The organism is Rhodanobacter sp. FDAARGOS 1247, assembly GCF_016889805.1.
In the GTDB taxonomy this organism is placed as follows: Bacteria; Pseudomonadota; Gammaproteobacteria; order Xanthomonadales; family Rhodanobacteraceae; genus Rhodanobacter.
In genome coordinates this window covers 2,542,724-2,562,224 of the sequence record NZ_CP069535.1, presented here as the reverse complement: position 1 = coordinate 2,562,224, position 19,501 = coordinate 2,542,724, and the positions used below count along the sequence as shown (strand labels likewise).

The following is a 19,501-nucleotide window of genomic DNA, read 5'->3' as shown; positions in this document are numbered from 1 at the left end:
AGTTTTCCCGAGGATCCGCGATGATTTCCGTTTGTCTCGTCGACGACCAGAATCTGGTTCGCCAGGGCGTCCGTTCGCTGCTGGACCTGGCTGAGGACATCCGTGTGGTGGCCGAGTGCGCCGACGGCGCCCAGGCCGTGCAGGATATTCCGCGGATCAAGCCCGACGTGGTGCTGCTGGACCTGCGCATGCCGAACATGAGCGGGCTGGAAGTGCTGCAGGCGCTGTCCGCCCGCAACGAACTGCCGCCCACGATCATCCTGACCACCTTCGATGACGACCAGCTGGTGCTGCAGGGCCTCAAGGCCGGCGCCCGCGGTTACCTGTTGAAGGACGTTTCGCTGGAGCAACTGGTCGAGGCCGTGCGCACGGTGGCCGCCGGTGGCTCGCTGGTGGCGCCGATGGTGACCCAGCGGCTGATGGCCGGGGTGTCGCGGATGCAGAACAACTTCACCAGCCTCGAGCAGCCCGACCCGCTGACCGAGCGCGAGACCGAGATCCTGCGGCTGCTGTCCGGCGGCTACAGCAACAAGGAGATCGCCAACTCGCTGAAGGTGGCCGAAGGCACGGTGAAGAACCACGTTTCCAACATCCTTTCCAAGCTGGGCGTGCGCGACCGCACGCGGGCCGTGCTGAAGGCGCTGGAAATGGGCATCGTCTGATGCCCGCCCGGGTGCAGGGCGCCCGGATGCGCCGTTTCAACGGGCTTTGGCCGGGCGTTTTTCGACCCTGCGCGGAGGCCGTCCGGGCGGATAGCGTTCCAGCCCGTGAGCAAGTAACATCCGTAGCTTCGGCGTTTGCCGACCCCCTGCCATGGCCCTCGGACCCCACCGAAGGGCGGGTTCGCGCGGAAGGCCGGGGCAACACTATCTAGGTATGGCGTAAAGACGCTTCGGAGAACTCTGGAATGATGCGTGTCTTTGAATTTCTTGTTGCCCTGGTCATCGTTGCGGTGCTCGGTGTCCTGGCGGCTGTGGTCATGCCCGGCAGCGGTCATGTGGAACGCCAGCTGGTCATCGGCAAGGACATGCGTCAGGTCTATGACGTGCTCGACAACTACCGCCGGCTGCCGGACTACTCGGTGCTGCGCTCGCTCGACCCCAAGGTGCAGTTCGCGTTCTCCGGCAAGGCCTACGGCCCGGGCGCCGAGATCAGCTGGACCACGACGGATGCCAAGCTGGGCAACGGTGGCCTGACCATCGCCAGCGCCACGCCCGAGTTCGACCAGATCGACGGCAACACCAAGAGCGCCAGCATCATCTGGAACCTGGACAACGACTGGCGCGGCCTGGACAAGCACTTCACGCTGGATCTGGAGCGCCAGGGCAACCGCGGCCAGCTGACCCAGGTGACCTGGTCGTATGACGTGTCCTACGGCTGGAACCTGATCAACCGCTTTGCCAACCTCTACATCCACGGCGATCCGGACTCCTTCATCCAGTTCAGCCTGAACAACCTGCAGAACGTGCTGGCCGGCGTGCCGAACATCGACTACAGCCAGCTGATCCCCTACATCGAACAGACCCAGCCCACCCCGGTCTTGCTGGTATCCACCTCGATCCAGCGCAAGGACGGCATGGAAGCGGTGGAAGACGCCGTGGCCAAGGCGTCCACCGAGGTCCAGGCTGCCGCCAAGAAGCTCGGTGTGAACATCACCGGCTCGCGCATCCTGATCACCACCAACTACGGTGACCAGACCTACAGCTTCGACGTGGCGTTCCCGATCGATAGCAGCACGCTGACCGTGAATGGCCAGAGCGAGCAGCTCACCGCCGCCACCCCGCCGTCGATCGACAATGCCGCTCCCGCCGAGGCGAGCAGCGCCGCTGGCGCAGCCGACAGCAGCGTGGCCGTCGGCAGTCGCGACCGCTTCGGTCGCCTGGTGTTGGATGGCAACGTTCGCGCCTCGCTGGCGTTCGGTGGCGCGGCGCTCAAGGGCGTGTGGAACGGCACGTTTGCCGGTGTGCCGCAGACCCGCGACATGCTCAAGGCTTACGCGCAGACCCATGGCTACAAGTACGACGAAGTGGTCAACCGCCCCTACGACGTGATTGCCACGCCGGAAGTGAAGGACGCTGGCGGCAACATCACGGCCTATGCCAAGTACAACGTGTACCTGCCGATCACCGACGCCCCGGAAAAGACTCCGGAGCAGGAAGCCGGTCTGCAGCCGCCGAGCCTGGACGATACGCAGGCGCCGGCAGCGGCCAGCTCCGCTCCCGCCCCGGCCGGCACGGCCGCGGCTCCGGCAGAGGCCGCCAGCGCGGGCGAGTAAACCCTCCACGCGCGGTCTTGTCGAAATACAGAAAGGCCCTTCCACCCGGAAGGGCCTTTTTCTTTCGGATCACCCCGGGCTTCTTGCGGTACATTGCGGGACGCGCCGCGACAGCACCCGGCCAGCTCTTCCGCCAGCTGGTCGCGCCAACTCCACAGCCCGTCACCGGACATGATCGAAACCGACCAGCTCACCCGATGCTATGGCCACCTCACCGCCGTGGACGCGCTGAGCATCCGTGTCGAACCGGGCCAGGTGCTGGGCCTGCTTGGCCCGAACGGCGCCGGCAAGTCCACCGCGATGCGCATGATCGCCGGGTTTCTGGTGCCCACCTCGGGCACGGCGCGGGTCTGCGGCCACGATGTCAGCCGCGAGCCGCTGAAGGCAAAGCGGGCACTGGGCTACCTGCCGGAAGGCGCGCCCAGTTACGGCGAAATGACCGTGCGCGAGTTTCTCCATTTCATCGTGCGCATGCGCGGGCTCAAGGCGGAGACGGGCTACCGGCGTTTCGACGCGGTGGTGCAGCAACTGCAGCTGGAGGACGTGCTGGAGGCGTGCATCGACACGCTGTCGAAGGGCTTGCGCCGACGCGTCGGGCTGGCCCAGGCGATCCTGCACGATCCGCCGGTACTGATGCTGGATGAACCCACCGACGGCCTCGATCCGAACCAGAAACACGCGGTGCGCCAGCTGATCGACGTGATGGCGCGCGACCGCACCATCCTGATCTCCACCCACCTGCTGGAAGAAGTCCATGCGCTGTGCAACCGGGTGGTGATCATTGCCCGCGGCAAGCTGCTGGCGGACGCCACGCCGGCCGAACTGGAAGCGCGCTCGCGCTATCACGGTGCGGTGTCGTTCAGCGCGCCGGGCAGCGGCATGTCGCAGGAGATGCTGGGGCGCCTGCCGCAGGTGGCGTCGATCGAGGTGGACCCACTGGACGGGCGCATCACGGTGTTTCCGAAGCCGGGCGAACGCATCCTGGAAGCGGTGGAAACGCTGCTGCGCGAGCAGGGCCTGGAGGTTTCGGAAATCCAGCTCGAGCGTGGCCGGCTCGACGAGGTGTTCCGCCAGATCACCACCAGTGACGATCGCGCCGCCGAGGTTCGCGCATGAGCCCGGTCAACGCGGTGCTGCGGCGCGAGTTGCGCAGTTATTTCGTGACCCCGGTGGCCTACGTCTTCCTGGTGATCTTCCTGGTCCTGACCGGCATCCTCACGTTCTATGCGGGCGACTATTACGAGCGTGGCCAGGCCGACCTGCAGCCGTTCTTCGCGATGCATCCCTGGCTGTACCTGATCCTGGTGCCGGCGATCACCATGCGCATGTGGGCGGAGGAGGCCAAGGGCGGCACGCTGGAACTGCTGCTGACCCTGCCGCTGACGCTGTGGCAGGCGATGCTGGGCAAGTTCCTGGCGGCCTGGTTGTTCATCGGCCTGGCGCTGGCGCTGACCTTCCCGATCTGGATCACCGTCAACTACCTGGGCTCGCCGGACAACGGCATCATCCTGGCGGGATACCTGGGCAGCTGGCTGATGGCCGGCAGCTTCGTGGCGATCGGCGCCTGCCTGTCCGCGCTGACCCGCAGCCAGGTGGTGGCCTTCATCCTCACCGCGCTGGTCTGCGTGTTGCTGATCCTGATCGGCCAGCCGCAGGTGCTCGACTTCTTCTCCGGCACCTTGCCGCGCAAGCTGATCAACGCGGTGGCGCACCTGTCGATGCTGCGCCACTTCGAGGCGATCGCGCGGGGCGTGCTCGACGTGCGCGACCTGCTGTATTTTCTGCTGAGCACGCTGGGCTGGCTGCTCGCCGGCGTGCTGCTGCTCGACCTGAAACGGACGCGCTGACCGATGCCCCGTTCGCGTCTTCATCACATGCTTTCCACGCCGCTGCGACTGACCCGGCGCGGCCTGCTGTATGGCGCACTGGTGCTGCTGGTGCTGGTGTTCGTGCCGCTGATCGTGGCCAGCAGTCGCTGGCTGCACGCATCGCGGGTCGACCTCACCACCGACCAGCTGTACACGCTGACGCCGGGCACGCTGCACATCGTCGATACATTGCAGCGGCCGCTGCGGCTGACCTTGTACTTCTCCGAGCACGCGACCCGCGACCTGCCGCAACTGCGCAGTTACGAGCAGCGCGTGCGCGAGATGTTGCAGGAGATGGTGGCGCGTTCGCACGGTCGCATCCGCCTGCAGACCATCGATCCGGTGCCGTATTCCGATGACGAGGCCAGCGCCGAAGGCAGCGGCCTCACCGCGGCCAATGGCGGCAGCAACGGCGAGCGGGTGTTCTTCGGCCTCGCCGGCAGTGCCATGTCCGGCAGCGTCGACGGCGACAGCAACGATGACCGCGTGCCGGAGAAGACGCTGTCGATCGCGTTCTTCGATCCCTCGCGCGAGGCGTTCCTCGAGTACGACATCGCCAAGCTGGTGTACGAACTGAACCAGACCAGCAAGCCGCAGGTCGGCGTGATCAGTTCGCTGCCGGTCGAGGGCAACCCGGTGCTCAGCGAACAACCGTGGACGGTCCTGCAGCAACTGGGCCAGCTGTTCGACCTGAAGACGATCGATCCGGCCACGCTGCAAAAAGTGGACGACAAGATCCGCGTGCTGTTGCTGATCCAGCCCAGGCGCCTGACCCCCGATGCGCAATACGCGATCGACCAGTACGTGCTGGGCGGCGGGCATCTGGTGGTATTCGTCGACCCGGACGCCGAGCTGGACACCTCGCCCTACGGGCCGGAGAGCATCACCTTTCCCGATCGTGCGTCGGACCTGCCGCGGCTGTTCAAGGCGTGGGGCGTGATCTACGACCCGCACAAGGTGGTGCTCGATCGTAGCCGCGCGTTGCAGATCGAGCTGGCCGGCAGCAGCCTCAACCATCCGGCGATGCTGGACCTGGGCGCGCAGGAACTGAACCGCAACGATGCGGTGACCGCCAGCCTGCAGCGCATCAACGTCTCCACCGCGGGCTTCTTCGACCTGGCCGCGGATGCGCACACCCGACTGGTCCCGCTGCTGCAGAGCAGTGTCGAGGCCGAGGTGGTGTCCACCCAGCGCGTGCTGGACGCCAGCAACGATCCCACTTCGCTGCTGCAGAACTACCATCCCGACGGCGCCCATTACCTGCTCGCGGCGCGCCTGCACGGCACCTTCGACAGCGCGTTCCCGGAGCGCGCCGGCGTGGCGGGTCATCGTGCGCGCTCGGCCGCGAATGCCGAGGTGATCCTGGTTGCCGATACCGACCTGCTCAGCGATCGCCTGTGGGTCGAGCCGCAGACCATCCTCGGCCAGACCATGATGCGGATCTTCGCCAATAACGGCGACCTGGTGACCAACCTGGTGGACAACCTCAGCGGTTCGTCGGCGCTGCTGTCGATTCGCGGCCGCTCCACGTCGCAGCGCCCCTTCACCCGGGTGCAGGCATTGCGCAACGTGGCCGACCAGAAATTCCTGCAGAAGGAGCAGGAGCTGGAGCAGGAGCTGGCCGACACCCGGCGGCGGCTGGACGAACTGCAGCCGGCCAAGGGCGGCCACGGCAGCACCGCTACGGCCGAGCAGCGGCGCGAGATCGAGCAGTTCCGCCAGCGCCAGCTGGCGATCAACAAGGAGCTGCGCGACGTGCAGCACCAGCTCAACGCGGAGATCGATGCGCTGGGGCTGCGGGTGAAGGTCACCAACATCGTGGCGATCCCCGCCCTGGTGGTGCTGTTCGGCCTGTTGTACGGCTGGCGCAGGGGGCGCTACGGCCGCCGCCGCCGGTGACGGCGGCAATCTGCCGCAAGCACGCGGACCCGTGAAAGCTGACGCGATGGCGGTGCGGCGTTAAGCTGGGCGGTCGCCGGCCGCCGCCGGTGCGGACAGAAGTGCCGGTGCAGTGACTGCAAGCCTGTTGAAATGGATCGTGCCGTGGGAGTTTTCGTGGGTCTTGCTCACGTGCTTCGTGGTGGCCAGCGTGCTGTACCTGCGCGGCTGTCGCCGGCGGCCGGTGCGGTTCGCCAGCAAGCTGACGTTCTGGTCGGGCATGGCGATCATCTACCTGTCGCTGCACACGTATCTGGACTACTACGCCGAGCATGAGTTCTTCATGCACCGCATCCAGCAGTTGCTGCTGCACCACATCGCGCCGCTGCTGATCGTCGCGGCGTATCCGTCCGCGGTGTTGCGCGCCGGCCTGCCGCTGGCCTGGCGGGTACGCGTGCTGCGTCCGTTGCAGCGCTCATGGCCGTGGCGGCTGGTATTCGGCGTGCTGTGGAATCCGACCGTCGCCACGCTGCTGTTCATCGCCTTCATCCTGATCTGGCTGGTGCCCGATTTGCAGACGCTGGCGATGCTGGACTGGCGCATCTACCGCTTCATGAATTGGAGCATGCTGGTCAGCGGTTTCGCCTACTGGTCGCTGGTGCTCGATCACCGCCCGCATCCGCCGGGACGGATGACCGCCGGGCTGCGCGTGCTGTCGCCGGCGATCACCATGACACCGCAGATCGTCGCCGGAGCGATCGTCACGTTCTCGAAGACCGACCTCTATCCGATCTTCGAGATCTGCGGACGCGCGTTCACCCTCAACGTGCTCACCGGCCAGCTGATCGGCGGCGTGATCATCTGGGTGCCGTCGGCCCTGGTGGAGTCGATCGGCGGGCTGATGGCGCTGCGCCTGTGGCTGCGCCTGTCACGCAACGGCCGGTTGCCGCGCAAGCCGCCGCGCAGGACGGTCCGGACGGTGGCCGGCAAGGCGACGGTCACGGACGCTCAGTGATCGTGTGACATCGCGCCGTGGTCCATGCCGGGCATGGCGTGGTCGGCATGAGTGTCGCCGGCGTCCAGCGCGTTGGCCGGTCGTGCGATGAAGTCGGTGGCCAGGGTGCTGCCGTCGGCGAACTTCAGGGTCAGCGTCACGCTGTCGCCCGGTTTCACCGGTTGTTTCGGTTGCATCAGCATGAGGTGGTAGCCCGCCGGCGCCAGCGCGGCCTTGCCGTGCGCGGGCACGTCGAGCGAGTCGACCATGCTCATGCGACTGACGCCGCCGGCGGTCGAACTCCGGTGCAGCATCGCCTCGGCGTAGATCGTGCTGCTGGCGCCGCGCAACGCGATCGGCGCGCCGCTGTCGTTTTCCAGCGTGACATAGGCGCCGGCGGGCAGGGCGCCGGGCAGCACGCGAATCCACGCATGGCTGGCATGGATGTGGTCGGCATCGGCCGCGTGGGCGATGCCGGCCAGCAGCAGGCCGGCGCACAGCAGCGACAGTCGGGAAAGTTTCATTCGTGGGCTCCGGTGTTCAGCAGCAGGTGCAGGTCGTGGACGAGGTCGTCGTGCGAGGCGGAGGGGGTGGCCAGCACGCGGGCATGGCCCTCGCGGTCGAACACGTAGATCGCCGAACTGTGGCTGACCTCGTAATTGCCGTCGGCATCGCCCGGTTCGCGGGTGAAGGCCGAGCGATAGCGCTTGCTCAGCGTTTCGACGGCGCGAGCGCTGCCGACCAGGCCCACCGCACGCGGGTCGAACGCGTTGACGTAGGCGTGCATGATCGCCGGCGTGTCGCGTGCCGGATCGACGCTGACGAACAGGATGCGCGCGTCGTCGGCCAATGGTCCCAGCCGCTGCATCACCACGTGCAACTGGGCCAGGGTCAGCGGGCAGACGTCGGGGCAATGGGTGTAACCGAAATACAGCAGCACCACCTTGCCGCGATAGTCGGCGCCGGTGACCGCCTTGCCGTTGTCGTCGGTGAGCTTGAAGTCGAGATCGGGCATGTGGCCGCTGATGTTGGTCAGCCGGAACGGCGGCTGGTCGTGCTGACAGCCGCCCAGCAACAGGCCGACAGCGAGCAGCAACAGCAGCAGCGCGGGGCGCAGCCAGTGGCGGGGCTTCATGCGAGAATCCTTGGTCTTCATCCGTTCAAGCATACGACACCGGCCGCGTTGCCGGGTTCGCCGGCCAGGGATACGAGCACCATGCGACAACCTGTCAGTACCCGTGTTGCCGTGCTGGTCGGCGTTGCCGGAGCCAGCGCGGTGCTGCTGGGCGCGTTCGGCGCACATGCGCTGCGCGGCGTGCTCGACGGGCGTGGCACGGAGCTGTGGCATACGGCGGTGAACTACCACGTGTGGCATGCGCTGGCGCTGGTCATGACGGCTGCGCTGGGGCGTGGCCGCAGCGGCCGGGTGGCGCTGCTCGCGTTCGGCGCCGGCATCGTGTTGTTCAGCGGCAGCCTGTATGCGCTGGCGTTGGGTGCGCCACGCTGGGTGGGCATCATCACGCCGTTCGGCGGGCTAGCCTTCGTGGTCGGCTGGCTTGCGCTTGGCTGGACGCTGCGTACGCGCAACGAATAGTTCTTGCGGGTGTCATGCCGCCGTCATGCCCGGCTGCGATCGTGTTTGCATGAACACGCAGACCGTCCCCTGGCAGCGCTCACGTGCGACATGGTCGCCCGGCCATCTTCTGCGCAGGCTGCGCGGGCCCGGCCTGATCCTGCTTGCGGCGTTGTCGCTGGGGCTGTCGTGGTCATGGTTGCCGGCTCCGACCGGAGCAGCTGAGGCCGACCCGGTCGGCCAGCTGGTGCACTGGCGGGATGCGGCCCACGACTGGCTGCTGGTGGTGGACCCGGAAAGCCGCGAACTGGTGGTCTACGACGCCAACGACGGCCGTCCCCTGGAGCGCCTGGGTGCAGACGACGGGCTGCCGGACGTTCATTCGATCGCGCAGCTGGGCTCGTTGCTGCTCGTCACGGATCGGCAGCGCTCAACGCTGCGCCTGTTGAAGCTGCCCCAGTTGCAGCAGGTGGCCTTCGATCCGCGCTGAGCGAATCAGGCGCCGCCGGCCAGTGGCGCGATCACATGCAACACCAGGTCGGCGCAGAAGTGCGCCAGCATCGCGTGCTCCAGGCCGTACTTCCAGAACAGCACGCCAGTCACCGTTCCGACGACGGCGTTGAGCAGGACGATCTTGCCGATCAGCAACGATGCCGGTGTCGCCGTGATCGCGAAGACTGCCGGCAGATGGCCGGCGCCGAACAGCAGCGCAGCCAGCACGATGGCCACCACGAACATCCACGGCAGCGCCACGTTGCGGTGGCTTCGCGCCAGCAGCCAGACGAACAGGCTGACCAGCAGCAGCCGGCAGCCGACTTCCTCCACGATGCCGCCATAGAACGACGCCAGCGCGCCACGCCAGGCCCAGCCCGCGGCGCTGGTGGCATGCTCGGCCGGAAGCGTGGGCCCAAGCAACGACAGGCCGAGCACCAGCACGGCAGCGCCCGCGCCGAGCGACATGGCCAGACCCCAGCGCGCGGGCCGGCCCGGGTCGAGCGGACGCCGATAGACCCGACTGCGCAGCCACGGTGCATCCAGTCCGTGCGGTGCGCCCAGGGACAGACCGAGCCAGGCGAGCAGCCAGCACATCACGCCAGCCTGGATAGTCTGCGCCGCCACCACGACCGGCAGGGGCAAGGGCAGCGCGGCCAGCTTCTGCGGCATCAGCACCAGCAGATACGGCCACAGCGCCAGGGTGGACAACAGGCCGGCAAGGCCGAGCAGCATGGCGAGCTTCAGATGGGGACCCTTGACGGGCAGGGCGGCGGGCGCGATGGCTGGCATGGAGTGAGGCTCTTGCAGTGGAGGTCAGTCCGGGTCGTGGTCGACCGCGGCCGTGCCGGGGTTGGCTTTCAGGCGGCCAGCCTTGCGCAGCGCCTCGCGCAGCACGTATTCGATCTGTGCGTTGAGGCTGCGCAGTTCGTCATCGGACCAGCGCTGCATCGCGTCCAGCACGACGGCGTTGATGCGCAGCGGATAGGCTTTTTTTTCGGCGGCCATGCCGGCTCAGCGCCGCATGCGTCCACGCCTTGCGGCGTGGCTCGCAATGAACACGATCAGCAGGATGGCGATGAGGCTGCCCATGACCATCCCCTCAGTACAGCGTGCCGGTGTTCAGCACCGGCTGGGTGCCGCGCTCGCCGCACAGCACCACCAGCAGGTTGCTGACCATCGCCGCCTTGCGCTCTTCGTCCAGGTTCACCACGCCGCGCTGGCTGAGCTGGTCCAGCGCCATCTCGACCATGCTCACCGCGCCTTCGACGATTTTCGTGCGGGCGGCGATGATCGCGCCGGCCTGTTGCCGCTGCAGCATCGCCTGGGCGATTTCCTGCGCGTAGGCAAGGTGGCTGATGCGCGCTTCCACCACCTGCACGCCGGCCTTGCCCAGGCGGGTCTGGATCTCGTCGCGCAGGTGCGTGTTGATCTCGTCGCCGTGGCTGCGCAGCGAGGGCTTGCCGTCCTCGTGGGCGTCGTAGGGGTAGCTCTGCGCCATCTGCCGCAGCGCGGATTCGCTCTGGATGTGCACGTAGTTTTCGTAGTCGTCGACGCAGAACACCGCCTCGGCCGTGTCCAGCACCTGCCATACCACCACGGCGCCGATCTCGATCGGATTGCCGTCGTTGTCGTTGACCTTCAGCTTGCCGCTCTCGAAGTTGCGCACGCGCAGCGAGATGCGCTGGCGGCTGTAGAACGGATTGGTCCAGCGCAGACCCTCGTGGCGCACGGTGCCGGCGTACTTGCCGAACAGTTGCAGGACCTGGCCTTCATTCGGGGCAACCTGGAAGAAGCCCTTGAGCATGAAGCTGTCGATCGCCAGCAGGATCACGCCGGTGAACACCTGGAACAGCGGAGGGGCATCCGGATGACCGTGGATGGCGGATACCACCAGTGCCACGCCGATGCCGGCCAGTACCAGGCACAACCCCACGAAAGGGATGCCGGCGACGGAAAAGCCATTGTGTTCGTTCATGAGGAGTCTCCCTGAGGTGAGATAATTAGATATCAAAGTGATATCAAACGCAAGTGGCCCCTCGTGATCCCGGCAGTGACGGCGGTCGACGACCCGGGCGGCCGCATACAATGCCGGTTTGTCCGCACCGGAGAACCCGATGAAGCCTTTCGGCACGCCCCATTCCGACCACGCGCTGCGCGTTCTGCTGCTGGGCTCCGGCGAGCTGGGCAAGGAAGTGGCGATCGAACTGCAGCGCTACGCGGTCGAGGTGATCGCGGTGGATCGTTACGCCAATGCGCCGGCCATGCAGGTGGCTCATCGCAGCCACGTGATCGACATGCTGGATGGCAAGGCGCTGCGTGCGCTGATCGAGCTGGAAAAGCCCGACCTGGTGGTGCCGGAGATCGAGGCGATCCACACGCCGACCCTGATCGAACTGGAGAAGGAAGGGCAGCGGGTGATCCCGACCGCCCGCGCCGCGTGGCTGACGATGGACCGCGAAGGCATCCGCAAGCTCGCCGCCGAGGAGCTGCAGCTGCCGACTTCGCCGTACCGCTTCTGCGACGACGAGGCGCAGTACCGCGCCGCGGCCGCCGCGATCGGCTATCCGTTCGTGGTCAAGCCGGTGATGAGTTCCTCCGGCAAGGGCCAGAGCGTGGTGCGCGGCGACGACGAACTGCAGCATGCGTGGGATTACGCCCAGTCCGGCGGACGCGCGGGCAAGGGCCGGGTAATCGTCGAGGGCTTCGTCGATTTCGATTACGAGATCACCATGCTCACCGTGCGGCATACCGATGGCGTCAGCTTCTGCGCGCCGATCGGCCACCGCCAGGAAGACGGCGACTACCGCGAGTCGTGGCAGCCGCAGCCGATGAGCGACGCTGCGCTGGCCGAGGCGCAGCGCCAGGCCGCGGCGGTCACCGGCGCGCTGGGCGGCTGGGGCGTGTTCGGCGTGGAGTTCTTCGTCAGGGGTGATGCGGTGATCTTCTCCGAGGTCAGTCCGCGCCCCCACGACACCGGCCTGGTCACCCTGATCTCGCAGGAGTTTTCCGAGTTCGCGCTGCATGCGCGGGCGATCCTGGGACTGCCGATCCCGGTGATCCACCAGTACGGGCCGTCGGCCTCGTGCGCGGTGCTGGTCGAAGGCGAGGGCGCAGGACCGCGCTACCACGGCGTGGCCGAGGCGCTGGCCGAGCCGGACACGCAACTGCGGCTCTTCGGCAAGCCCGAGGTGAAGGGGCGCCGGCGCATGGCGGTGGCGCTGGCCCGGGCCGGCACGCTGAACGAAGCAGTGGGCAAGGCCGTGCGCGCCGCCGGAAAACTGCGCATCGAGTTGTGATCGGAAGAATGCCGCGATCCGATGCGATAGGCTCTGCGCCATCGACGACGGTTGTCGAGTCGTAACCGCTCGCCCTGACGGCGAGCCCTTGATCGGGGAGAGGCAAGGATGGAATCAGGCGGATTCGCGCACTGGCTGGTGGTGGTGGTCGAGCTGGCGGCGGCGTTCGCGCTGCTGTTGCTGGCGCTGGCGGTGGTGGTGTTGCTGGCGACCTGGGTGGTCGATCGCAACCAGACCGGCAACGCGGTGCTGCGCAACTTCCCGGTGATCGGCCACTTCCGCTACTGGTTCCTGCACCTGGGCGAGTTCTTCCGCCAATACCTGTATTCCAGCGACCGCGAGGAAATGCCGTTCAATCGCGCCCAGCGCACCTGGGTGTATCGCGCGGCGAAGAACGTGGACAACACCAACGCCTTCGGTTCCAGCCGTGACTTGCGGGCCGAAGGCGTGCCGTTCTTCGTCAACGCGCCGTTCCCCGACCTGGGCACCGATCATGTCGAACCGGTGCCGGTGACGATCGGCCCGTACGCGCGCGAGCCGTACAGCCACGCCGCGTTCTTCAATATTTCCGCGATGAGCTTCGGCGCGCTGTCGGCGCCGGCGGTGCGGGCGCTGTCGCGGGGTGCGGCCAAGGCCGGCATCTGGATGGACACCGGCGAAGGCGGCCTGGCGCCGTATCACCTGGAAGGCGGTTGCGACATCATCTTCGAGATCGGCACGGCCAAGTACGGCGTGCGCACGCCGGACGGCAAGCTCGACGACGAGAAGCTGCTGGCGATCTGCGCGCACCCGCAGGTGAAGATGGTCAGCATCAAGCTGGGCCAGGGCGCCAAGCCCGGCATGGGCGGCCTGCTGCCCGGCGCCAAGGTCACCGCCGAGATCGCGGCGATCCGCGGCATTCCCGTCGGCGAGGATTCGCAAAGCCCTAACCGCCATCTGGACATCGGCAACGTCGCGCAGCTGATGGACAGCATCGCCCACATCCGCGAGCTCACCGGCAAGCCGGTGGGCTTCAAGGCGGTGCTGGGCGGCGCCGAATGGATCGGCGAGCTGTGCGATGAAGTGCATCGGCGCGGCATCGGGAGCGCGCCCGACTTCATCATCGTCGACGGCTCCGAGGGCGGCACCGGCGCCGCGCCGCAGACCCTGATGGAAGGCGTGGGCCTGCCGCTGCACGAGGCGCTGCCGGCGCTGATCGACATGCTGATCGTCAAGGGCCTGCGCGAACGCATCAAGGTGGTCTGCTCGGGCAAGTGCATCACCGCCTACGACGTGGCGTGGGCGTTGTCGATCGGCGCGGACTTCGTCAACTCGGCGCGCGGCTTCATGCTGGCGCTGGGCTGCATCCAGTCGCTGCAGTGCAACCGCAACACCTGTCCCACCGGCATCACCACGCAGAATCCGAAACTGCAGCGCGGCCTGGTGGTCACCGACAAGGCCGAGCGGGTATTCCATTACGCGAAGAACGTGATGCACGAAGTGGGCATCATCGCCCACAGCTGCGGGGTCAGCGAACCGCGCCAGCTCAATCGCGGGCATTGCCGCGTGGTCGGCGACGACGGTTTGTCGATTCCGCTGGAGAAGCTGTTTCCGTACCCGCAGCGAGAGCCTTCGTAGGACGGACTACCCGTCCTATGGCATGTCGGTCCAGCCCTGGGCCGTGCGGATCTGCAGCGGCTTGAAGCGCCGCTTGTAATCCATCTTCGGGTGGCCGTCGATCCAGAAACCCAGGTACAGCCACGGGATGCCGCGGCGCCGGGCGAGTTCCACCTGTTGCAGGATCGCGAAGGTGCCGAGGCTGCGCCCGGCTTCCTCCGGCTCGTAGAAGGTGTAGACGGCGGAAATGCCGTTGAGGCAGATGTCGGTCACCGCCACGGCCAGCAGGCGTGGCCCCGCGCGCAACTCCATGAACACGGTGGGGCTCCACGGCGCGGTGAGGAAGCGGCGGAAGTCGCTGGCCTCGGCGTCGTCCATGCCGCCGCCGGCATGCCGGCTGTGCAGGTAGCGCTCGTAGAGCGCATGGCGTTCGCGGTTGTAACCGGGGATGCATTCGGTGACGACCACGTCGGTATTGCGCTGCAGGCAGCGGCGCTGGCTGCGGTCCGGCCGGAAGTTCGCCACGTCGATGCGGCACGGGGTGCAGGCGCGGCAGCTGGCGCAGTGGGGGAAATACAGGTGGCCGCCGGCGCGGCGAAAGCCGCGTTCCAGCGCGGGGCCGTAAAGCTGGTCCAGGTTGGGGGCGGCCGGATCAAGCACCAGGTTCTGCGCCGTGCGGTCGGCGTAATAGCCGCACGCATGTGGCAGCGTCTGGAACAGCCGGACTTGGTCGGATCGGCGCATGGACCGATTCTATGCCGCGGCAGGCGGCGCCGCACGTGGTCGATTCAGAACACGTGCAGATTGCGCAGCATCGCCACCGCCGCCACGCCGAGCACCACCAGCAGCACGATGCGGCGCACCCGGGCGACGGTAAGCCTGCGCCGGTCCATCGGGGTGGGGTTGCGTGCGGCAGCCAGTTCCTCGCCATAACGGACCACCGGCTCGATGCCGATCTCGCGCAGCAGGGCGCGGGCGCGGGTGTAGTCGTCGGCGCTGGTGATCCACACCTGGGGCCAGCGGCTGCGATCTTCCTGGCGCTGCGAGTAACTGAAACGCTGCCAGCTGGAGCGGTTGTAGTTGGAGCGGTTGGACACCGTGGCCTCGATGCCGTGCTCGGCCATCAGGGCGACCACGGTATCGATGTTCTGCTCGCGGGGAGAGGTATAGATCTGGCGCATGGGCGGGAGTCTACGCGATCAGTCGTTGCGCACGCGGATCAGGCCTTCCTGCGCAGTGGAGGCGACCAGGTGCCCGTCGCGGCTGAAGATCTGTCCGCGCGCCAGCCCGCGGCCGCCCTGGGCGGTGGGGCTGTCGAAGGTGTACAGCAGCCATTCGTCGACGCGGAACGGACGGTGGAACCACAGCGCGTGGTCGAGGCTGGCCATCTGCACGTTGTGGGTCATGTACGAGATGCCGTGCGGCAGCGTGGCGGTGCCGATCAGGTGGAAATCCGACGCATACGCCAGCAGCGCGCGGTGCAGGATCGCCGAGTCGTCGATCGGCGAGGTCAGCCGGAACCAGATGTGCTGGATCGGCGGACGCTTCACCGGATGCAGCTCGTCGCGCGGCCACACCTGGCGGAACTCGAACGGGCCGTCGATGCCCAGCCAGCGCTGCAGTTTCACCGGCAGCCGGGCCAGTTCATCCGGCGGCAGCGGATGCATCGGTTCGATGTCTTCGGGCGCCGGCACCTCGGGCATCGAGGTCTGGTGTTCGACGCCGGTTTCCGGCACCTGGAACGAGATCGAACCGTTCAGGATCGGCTGGCCGTGCTGGATCGCCACTACCCGCCGCGAGGAGAACGTGCCGCCATCGCGGGTGCGTTCGACGCTGTAGACGATCGGCGCGCGGATGTCGCCGGCGCGCAGGAAATACGCGTGCAGCGAATGCGCCTCGCGGGCCGGATCGACCGTCTGCTGGGCAGCCGACAAGGCCTGTCCCAGCACCTGGCCGCCGAACACGAAGCGGGTGCCGATGTCGCGGCTCTGGCCCCGGAACAGGTTGTCTTCCAGTCGCTCGAGCTGCAGCAGCTCGACCAGTTCGGTGACGTGGTTGGGTGACATGGAGTCGGACTCGCGGGGACGTAAGCCCGCGATTATACCGGGCGCCGGCCGCGCTTACGGCACCGCCGGTCGGCTCAGGCCGCAGGCTTCGAGCACCTCGACCCACGGAAACAGCGGGCCGGGATCGAGCTTGCGGTGGATCTGGATGGCGGGATCGTCGCTGGCCGGCATCAGGTCCGTGTCCAGCTGTTCATGGCCGGCGATCTGGCGCAGGTTCGGGAAATCCCGGCGCAGCTCGGCCAGCAGGGCGCGCAACGCGGTGATCTGGGCATCGCCGTAAGGCTCGGTCATCCGCTGCTGGCGCGAATCCCACCAGTGCGGATAGCGGCCCAGGTTCACCAGCTCGATGCCGATCGAGTTCGGGTTGTGCCCGCGCACGTGGTTGGCCACGCGGGTGCCGGGCACGTAGCGGTACACCGCGCCATCGCGGTCGATGTAATAGTGGCCGCTGTTGCCGGCGCCGCTGGGGTGCAGCACGCGCTCGCCGTATTCGCGGGCGATGGCCAGGTCCGGCAGCTCGGTGCAGTGGATCACCACCAGCTCCACCGCCGCGGCGGGGCGCTCGGGCAGCAGGTCGACGTAGGGCAGGGGCTGGTCGTGGATGGTCAGGCTCATGCGCTGCAGTTTCGCACGTGCCGCGGCCGCGGCGGAAACGCCGCCTGTTACCATGCGTGCCTTGCTTCGAGCACTTTCATGGAGACCGCCATGCGCGGCCAGATCATTCTTTCGCACGGTTCGGATTCGAGCCCCGAGGCGACCAAGGTCAGCGCGCTGGCCGCACTGGCCGAGTCGCTGGGCTGGCGCACGCAGCGGCCGGACTACCGCGCCGACGACAGCCGCGGCCATGCCGGCTCGGTGGCGCCGCGGATCGCCCGCCTGCGCGCCACCATCGAGGCGCTCGACGCGCCGCCGCTGCTGGTCGGTTCCAGCATGGGCGCCTTCGTTTCCGGAATGGTCTCGCTGGACGTGCCGGTGGCCGGACTGTTGCTGCTGGCCACCCCCAGCGAGATTCCCGGCTATGCGCGCCGCTTCGACCTGCGCGCCGACGTGCCCGCCATGCTGATCCATGGCTGGCGCGACGACGTCTGCCCGCTGGCCGGCGTGCACGCGTTCGCCGCGCGGCGGCGCCTGCCGCTGCTGGTGCTGGACGACGATCACCGACTGGCTGCCAGCATGGACACGATCAACGCCCAGTTCCGGCTGTTGCTCGACCAGCAGGCCGCCGCATGAACACCTCGGCAACGCGCGCGTTCTTCGCCACCTGCCCCAAGGGCATGGAATACCTGCTGCGCGACGAACTGGTCGCCATCGGCGCCAGCGACGTGCGCGAGGCGCTGGCCGGCGCGCATTTTTCCGGCACGCTCGAAACCGCCTACAAGGCCTGCCTGTGGTCGCGCCTGGCCAGCCGCATCCTGCTGCCGCTGGCCGAGTTCGACGCGGCCGATGACGACGCGCTGTACCGTGGCGTGCAGGGCATCGACTGGAGCGAACACCTGGCCGCGCATGCCACCTTCGCGGTGGATGCCGGCACCGCGATGAGCAAGCTCAACCACAGCCAGTTCATTGGCCTGCGCACCAAGGACGCCGTGGTCGACCAGTTCCGCCAGCGCGACGGTTCGCGTCCGGACATCGACACCGACGAGCCGGACATCCGCATCAACCTGCGCCTGCGCCGTGATCGCGCCACCGTGTCGCTCGATCTCGCCGGCTCGCCGCTGCACCGGCGCGGCTGGCGCGAGGAGCAGGGCGAGGCGCCGCTGAAGGAAAACCTCGCCGCGGCGATGCTGCTGCGCGGGCGCTGGCCGGAGGTCTACGCGGCCGGCGGCGCGCTGCTCGATCCGATGTGCGGTTCGGGCACCCTGTTGATCGAGGGCGCGCTGATGGCCGCCGACGTGGCGCCGGGCCTGCGCCGCGAATACTTCGGTTTCCTCGGCTGGCAGCAGCACGACATCGCGCTGTGGCGCGGCCTGCTGGACGAGGCGAAGCAGCGTGCCGAGAATGGCCTGCGCACATTGCGCAGCGTGTTCTTCGGCAGCGACGCCGACCCGCGCATGGTGCAGACGGCCAAACGCAATGCGCAGGAAGCGGGCGTGGCGGGTTTCTTCACCCTGGACAAGCAGGACATGACGCGCGCCGCGCCACCGCCCGGCGTCGAACACGGCCTGGTGATCACCAATCCGCCGTACGGCGAGCGCCTCGGCGATCGCGCCGAGATGCCGAAGCTGTACCGCGCGCTGGGCGACACCTTGCGCCAGCGTTTCAGCGGCTGGCGTGCCGCCGTGCTGGCCGGCGACGTCGAACTGGGCCGCGCGATGCAACTGCATGCCGACAAGCGCTACGCGCTGTACAACGGCGCGCTGGAAACCGTGCTGCTGACGTTCGACCTGAAGCCGCGCGACGAGCAGCCGCGTGAAGCGAAGCCGCTGTCGCCTGGCGCGCAGATGCTGAAGAACCGTCTGGAAAAGAACGTCAGACACCTGCGCAAGCGGCTGGCCCGCGAGGGCATCCACTGCTGGCGCGCCTACGACCAGGACCTGCCCGAGTACGCCGCCGCCATCGACGTCTACGGCGACACGCATGGCGACGACCACCTGCACATCCAGGAGTACCGCGCGCCGGCTGACGTCCCCGCCGACGTGGCCCGCCTGCGCATGCGCGAGATCGCCCGGGTCGCCGGCGAAGTGCTCGGCGTGCCGCGCGAACGCATCGCGCTGAAGACCCGCGAGCGCGGCAAGGGCGGTTCGAAATACGGCCAGATGGACCAGCGCAACGAGTTCATCGAAGTGGAGGAGGACGGCCTGAAGCTGCTGGTCAACCTCACCGACTATCTCGACACGGGATTGTTCCTCGACCACCGCCTGGTGCGCGGCAAGGTGCGCGAGCTGGCCCACGGGAAGTGCTTCCTCAACCTGTTCGCCTATACCGCCACCGCCAGCGTCCATGCGGCGGCGGGCGGCGCGCTGGAAACCACCAGCGTCGACCTGTCGGCGACTTATCTGGAGTGGGCTTCGCGCAACCTGGCGCTGAACGGTTTCACCGGTGTCGACCACCGGCTGATGCAGTTCGACGCGCTGGAATTCCTGCAGCGCGACCGCGGCCATTACGGGCTGATCTTCGTCGACCCGCCCACGTTCTCGAACTCCAAGCGCGCCGAGGATTTCGACGTGCAGCGCGATCACGTGAAGCTGCTGGAAGCCTGCAACGAGCGGCTGACCCGCGACGGCGTGATCGTGTTCTCCAACAACTTCCGCCGCTTCAAGCTGGACCGGGAGGCGCTGGAAACGCACTTCGAGATCGAGGACTGGAGCGCGCCCAGCATCCCGTTCGACTTCGCCCGCCGCGCGGACATCCACGGCTGCTGGCTGTTGCGGCGACGCAAGGCCGATCCGGGCATCAATCCCTGGGACAGCGCCCGCATCAAAAAGTGAACCCTTCAGTGCACATTAAGCCTGATCCGACG

The 19,501-nt window shown here is 67.5% G+C and carries 21 protein-coding genes; 12 read left to right on the top strand and 9 right to left on the bottom strand.

Annotated elements, in window-relative coordinates:
- The first annotated feature begins 20 nt into the window (after positions 1–20).
- The 6 genes from I6J77_RS11775 to I6J77_RS11750 all read left to right on the top strand — a co-directional run bounded on the left by I6J77_RS11775 (position 21) and on the right by I6J77_RS11750 (position 7,036).
- The gene (locus tag I6J77_RS11775; RefSeq protein ID WP_007806385.1) at positions 21–662 is read left to right on the top strand and encodes a response regulator transcription factor; all 642 of its coding nucleotides are present in this window, start codon (positions 21–23) and stop codon (positions 660–662) included.
- A gap of 245 nt (positions 663–907) precedes the next feature.
- A complete protein-coding gene (locus I6J77_RS11770) occupies positions 908–2,275 on the top strand; it encodes a polyketide cyclase (RefSeq protein ID WP_204109135.1) in 1,368 nt (455 codons plus the stop codon).
- A 171-nt stretch (positions 2,276–2,446) separates the two neighbouring features.
- Positions 2,447–3,391, top strand: coding sequence for an ABC transporter ATP-binding protein (locus tag I6J77_RS11765; protein WP_204109134.1), 945 nt, complete (start codon positions 2,447–2,449; stop codon positions 3,389–3,391).
- The gene (locus I6J77_RS11760; protein ID WP_204109133.1) at positions 3,388–4,122 is read left to right on the top strand and encodes an ABC transporter permease subunit; all 735 of its coding nucleotides are present in this window, start codon (positions 3,388–3,390) and stop codon (positions 4,120–4,122) included. Before I6J77_RS11765 ends, I6J77_RS11760 begins: the two co-directional genes overlap by 4 nt.
- 3 nt (positions 4,123–4,125) lie before the next feature.
- Positions 4,126–6,042 carry a Gldg family protein gene (locus I6J77_RS11755; RefSeq protein WP_204109132.1) on the top strand — a complete coding sequence of 639 codons (1,917 nt, stop codon included), beginning with the start codon at positions 4,126–4,128 and terminating at the stop codon, positions 6,040–6,042.
- A gap of 112 nt (positions 6,043–6,154) precedes the next feature.
- On the top strand, positions 6,155–7,036 hold the full coding sequence (locus I6J77_RS11750) for a cytochrome c oxidase assembly protein (RefSeq protein WP_204109131.1): 882 nt from the start codon (positions 6,155–6,157) through the stop codon (positions 7,034–7,036).
- Here I6J77_RS11750 and I6J77_RS11745 read toward each other — a convergent pair.
- Positions 7,030–7,539: a copper chaperone PCu(A)C gene (locus I6J77_RS11745; protein ID WP_204109130.1), complete on the bottom strand. Its 510-nt coding sequence runs from the start codon at positions 7,537–7,539 to the stop codon at positions 7,030–7,032. The genes I6J77_RS11750 and I6J77_RS11745 overlap by 7 nt on opposite strands.
- On the bottom strand, positions 7,536–8,150 hold the full coding sequence (locus tag I6J77_RS11740) for an SCO family protein (protein WP_056717802.1): 615 nt from the start codon (positions 8,148–8,150) through the stop codon (positions 7,536–7,538). The genes I6J77_RS11745 and I6J77_RS11740 overlap by 4 nt, the downstream gene beginning before the upstream one ends.
- 81 nt (positions 8,151–8,231) lie before the next feature.
- Between I6J77_RS11740 and I6J77_RS11735 the strand changes: the two genes are divergently transcribed.
- Together I6J77_RS11735 and I6J77_RS11730 are read left to right on the top strand one after the other, a co-directional pair.
- The gene (locus tag I6J77_RS11735; RefSeq protein WP_204109129.1) at positions 8,232–8,609 is read left to right on the top strand and encodes a DUF423 domain-containing protein; all 378 of its coding nucleotides are present in this window, start codon (positions 8,232–8,234) and stop codon (positions 8,607–8,609) included.
- Between the two features lie 49 nt (positions 8,610–8,658).
- Entirely contained in the window at positions 8,659–9,078 is a 420-nt protein-coding gene (locus I6J77_RS11730; RefSeq protein ID WP_204109128.1) for a hypothetical protein, read from the top strand.
- Positions 9,079–9,083: 5 nt separating this feature from the next.
- On the opposite strand, the gene I6J77_RS11725 is transcribed toward I6J77_RS11730, so the two are convergent.
- From I6J77_RS11725 to I6J77_RS11715, 3 genes are all read right to left on the bottom strand, one after another.
- Positions 9,084–9,872 carry a CPBP family intramembrane glutamic endopeptidase gene (locus I6J77_RS11725; protein WP_204109127.1) on the bottom strand — a complete coding sequence of 263 codons (789 nt, stop codon included), beginning with the start codon at positions 9,870–9,872 and terminating at the stop codon, positions 9,084–9,086.
- A 24-nt stretch (positions 9,873–9,896) separates the two neighbouring features.
- The gene (locus I6J77_RS11720; RefSeq protein WP_204109126.1) at positions 9,897–10,088 is read right to left on the bottom strand and encodes an Arc family DNA binding domain-containing protein; all 192 of its coding nucleotides are present in this window, start codon (positions 10,086–10,088) and stop codon (positions 9,897–9,899) included.
- 94 nt (positions 10,089–10,182) lie between these two features.
- Positions 10,183–11,058 carry an SPFH domain-containing protein gene (locus I6J77_RS11715; protein WP_056717739.1) on the bottom strand — a complete coding sequence of 292 codons (876 nt, stop codon included), beginning with the start codon at positions 11,056–11,058 and terminating at the stop codon, positions 10,183–10,185.
- Between the two features lie 139 nt (positions 11,059–11,197).
- Here I6J77_RS11715 and purT point away from each other — a divergent pair, with 139 nt between their 5' ends.
- Both purT and I6J77_RS11705 read left to right on the top strand, forming a co-directional pair.
- Positions 11,198–12,379: a formate-dependent phosphoribosylglycinamide formyltransferase gene (purT, locus tag I6J77_RS11710; RefSeq protein ID WP_204109125.1), complete on the top strand. Its 1,182-nt coding sequence runs from the start codon at positions 11,198–11,200 to the stop codon at positions 12,377–12,379.
- A gap of 108 nt (positions 12,380–12,487) precedes the next feature.
- Positions 12,488–13,996 carry an FMN-binding glutamate synthase family protein gene (locus I6J77_RS11705; protein ID WP_056717737.1) on the top strand — a complete coding sequence of 503 codons (1,509 nt, stop codon included), beginning with the start codon at positions 12,488–12,490 and terminating at the stop codon, positions 13,994–13,996.
- Between the two features lie 15 nt (positions 13,997–14,011).
- On the opposite strand, the gene I6J77_RS11700 is transcribed toward I6J77_RS11705, so the two are convergent.
- From I6J77_RS11700 to I6J77_RS11685, 4 genes are read right to left on the bottom strand one after another with little or no spacing between them, the layout of a single operon-like run.
- Positions 14,012–14,719, bottom strand: a complete 708-nt coding sequence (locus tag I6J77_RS11700; protein WP_204109124.1) for an arginyltransferase — start codon at positions 14,717–14,719, stop codon at positions 14,012–14,014.
- A gap of 44 nt (positions 14,720–14,763) precedes the next feature.
- On the bottom strand, positions 14,764–15,156 hold the full coding sequence (locus I6J77_RS11695) for a DUF2007 domain-containing protein (protein WP_056717735.1): 393 nt from the start codon (positions 15,154–15,156) through the stop codon (positions 14,764–14,766).
- Between the two features lie 18 nt (positions 15,157–15,174).
- Positions 15,175–16,041 (bottom strand): acyl-CoA thioesterase II, encoded by an 867-nt coding sequence (locus I6J77_RS11690; protein WP_056717734.1) that lies wholly within the window; start codon positions 16,039–16,041, stop codon positions 15,175–15,177.
- A 54-nt stretch (positions 16,042–16,095) separates the two neighbouring features.
- Positions 16,096–16,656, bottom strand: a complete 561-nt coding sequence (locus I6J77_RS11685) for an N-acetylmuramoyl-L-alanine amidase (protein ID WP_204109123.1) — start codon at positions 16,654–16,656, stop codon at positions 16,096–16,098.
- A gap of 90 nt (positions 16,657–16,746) precedes the next feature.
- Between I6J77_RS11685 and I6J77_RS11680 the strand changes: the two genes are divergently transcribed.
- Positions 16,747–17,271, top strand: coding sequence for an alpha/beta hydrolase (locus I6J77_RS11680; RefSeq protein WP_204109122.1), 525 nt, complete (start codon positions 16,747–16,749; stop codon positions 17,269–17,271).
- Complete coding sequence (rlmKL, locus tag I6J77_RS11675; protein WP_204109121.1) at positions 17,268–19,469, top strand: bifunctional 23S rRNA (guanine(2069)-N(7))-methyltransferase RlmK/23S rRNA (guanine(2445)-N(2))-methyltransferase RlmL; 2,202 nt, start codon at positions 17,268–17,270, stop codon at positions 19,467–19,469. The genes I6J77_RS11680 and rlmKL overlap by 4 nt, the downstream gene beginning before the upstream one ends.
- Positions 19,470–19,501 lie beyond the last annotated feature (32 nt).

What these genes read in the sequence shown, in the direction of transcription:
- I6J77_RS11765 (WP_204109134.1), top strand. Translation starts at nt 2,447, where the DNA reads ATGATCGAAACCGACCAGCTCACCCGATGCTATGGCCACCTCACCGCC.
- I6J77_RS11745 (WP_204109130.1), bottom strand. Translation starts at nt 7,539, where the DNA reads ATGAAACTTTCCCGACTGTCGCTGCTGTGCGCCGGCCTGCTGCTGGCC.
- I6J77_RS11775 (WP_007806385.1), top strand. Translation starts at nt 21, where the DNA reads ATGATTTCCGTTTGTCTCGTCGACGACCAGAATCTGGTTCGCCAGGGC.
- I6J77_RS11685 (WP_204109123.1), bottom strand. Translation starts at nt 16,656, where the DNA reads ATGAGCCTGACCATCCACGACCAGCCCCTGCCCTACGTCGACCTGCTG.
- purT (WP_204109125.1), top strand. Translation starts at nt 11,198, where the DNA reads ATGAAGCCTTTCGGCACGCCCCATTCCGACCACGCGCTGCGCGTTCTG.
- I6J77_RS11730 (WP_204109128.1), top strand. Translation starts at nt 8,659, where the DNA reads ATGAACACGCAGACCGTCCCCTGGCAGCGCTCACGTGCGACATGGTCG.
- I6J77_RS11705 (WP_056717737.1), top strand. Translation starts at nt 12,488, where the DNA reads ATGGAATCAGGCGGATTCGCGCACTGGCTGGTGGTGGTGGTCGAGCTG.
- I6J77_RS11720 (WP_204109126.1), bottom strand. Translation starts at nt 10,088, where the DNA reads ATGGCCGCCGAAAAAAAAGCCTATCCGCTGCGCATCAACGCCGTCGTG.
- I6J77_RS11725 (WP_204109127.1), bottom strand. Translation starts at nt 9,872, where the DNA reads ATGCCAGCCATCGCGCCCGCCGCCCTGCCCGTCAAGGGTCCCCATCTG.
- I6J77_RS11715 (WP_056717739.1), bottom strand. Translation starts at nt 11,058, where the DNA reads ATGAACGAACACAATGGCTTTTCCGTCGCCGGCATCCCTTTCGTGGGG.
- I6J77_RS11740 (WP_056717802.1), bottom strand. Translation starts at nt 8,150, where the DNA reads ATGAAGCCCCGCCACTGGCTGCGCCCCGCGCTGCTGCTGTTGCTGCTC.
- I6J77_RS11755 (WP_204109132.1), top strand. Translation starts at nt 4,126, where the DNA reads ATGCCCCGTTCGCGTCTTCATCACATGCTTTCCACGCCGCTGCGACTG.
- I6J77_RS11695 (WP_056717735.1), bottom strand. Translation starts at nt 15,156, where the DNA reads ATGCGCCAGATCTATACCTCTCCCCGCGAGCAGAACATCGATACCGTG.
- I6J77_RS11735 (WP_204109129.1), top strand. Translation starts at nt 8,232, where the DNA reads ATGCGACAACCTGTCAGTACCCGTGTTGCCGTGCTGGTCGGCGTTGCC.
- I6J77_RS11760 (WP_204109133.1), top strand. Translation starts at nt 3,388, where the DNA reads ATGAGCCCGGTCAACGCGGTGCTGCGGCGCGAGTTGCGCAGTTATTTC.
- I6J77_RS11700 (WP_204109124.1), bottom strand. Translation starts at nt 14,719, where the DNA reads ATGCGCCGATCCGACCAAGTCCGGCTGTTCCAGACGCTGCCACATGCG.
- I6J77_RS11680 (WP_204109122.1), top strand. Translation starts at nt 16,747, where the DNA reads ATGCGCGGCCAGATCATTCTTTCGCACGGTTCGGATTCGAGCCCCGAG.
- rlmKL (WP_204109121.1), top strand. Translation starts at nt 17,268, where the DNA reads ATGAACACCTCGGCAACGCGCGCGTTCTTCGCCACCTGCCCCAAGGGC.
- I6J77_RS11690 (WP_056717734.1), bottom strand. Translation starts at nt 16,041, where the DNA reads ATGTCACCCAACCACGTCACCGAACTGGTCGAGCTGCTGCAGCTCGAG.
- I6J77_RS11770 (WP_204109135.1), top strand. Translation starts at nt 908, where the DNA reads ATGATGCGTGTCTTTGAATTTCTTGTTGCCCTGGTCATCGTTGCGGTG.